The organism is Thiohalocapsa halophila, from assembly GCF_016583825.1.
Classification (GTDB): domain Bacteria; phylum Pseudomonadota; class Gammaproteobacteria; order Chromatiales; family Chromatiaceae; genus Thiohalocapsa; species Thiohalocapsa halophila.
On sequence record NZ_NRRV01000245.1, the window covers coordinates 1 to 731 of the forward strand.

The 731-nt window shown below is 63.9% G+C and carries 1 protein-coding gene; it reads left to right on the forward strand.

The features are described 5' to 3' along the window. Positions 1–158: 158 nt before the first annotated feature. The coding region (locus CKO31_RS26250) for a P-type ATPase actuator domain-containing protein (protein ID WP_498370627.1) at positions 159–731 on the forward strand (573 nt) is incomplete at its 3' end.

Genomic DNA, 731 nt, shown 5'->3' on the forward strand with positions numbered 1-731 from the left:
ACCGGCGCAAGGCGACGATGACTCCTCTCGTCGGAATGGTGCTGTTTGCCGGTGGGCTCGGGTTCGCGTGGGGCGCTCGGCAGCGCCGATGGCGCCAGCTGAGGTCGAGGCCGCGTCGTCAAAAGCGGGTCGAGCCGGCGTTTGAGGACTCGGCAAGCGTGGAGCAGCACGTGCTTCTGTCCACGGTGAGCCTACTACTGACCGGTATCGGCCTATTGTGGCCTGCGGCGTTGGTCGCCGCCCTGCCCATGATTGGGTACAACACGGACCCGTTTCTGACACGGATGATGGGTGGCCTACGGCGCAGAGAGCTACGCATTGAGCTGGTGGACACGGTCGGCACCCTTCTCGGTGTCGCAACGCGCCAGTACGTGCTGAGCGCGCTGGTGACGCTTCTCTATTACTGGGCGCTGAGGCTGCTGTTGCGCAGCCGTAGCCAAGCCAAGGCGGGGATTGCCGACATTGTTGGTGGACACCCGCCGGAAGTCTGGTTGCTGCGTGATGGAGCGGAGATCGCTGTACCCCTCAGCGCGACCCGGCAAGGAGATCACATAGCGGTCACCGCGGGTACTCCCATCCCGGTCGATGGGGAGATCGAGTCGGGCGCCGCGTTGGTTGACCAGCAGATGCTGACGGGGGAGGCGCGTCCGCAGGAGAAGGTGGTCGGAGACAAAGTTCATGCCTCCACCCTCGTTCTTACAGGGCAACTTGTCGTGAGATTGGAGCATTCC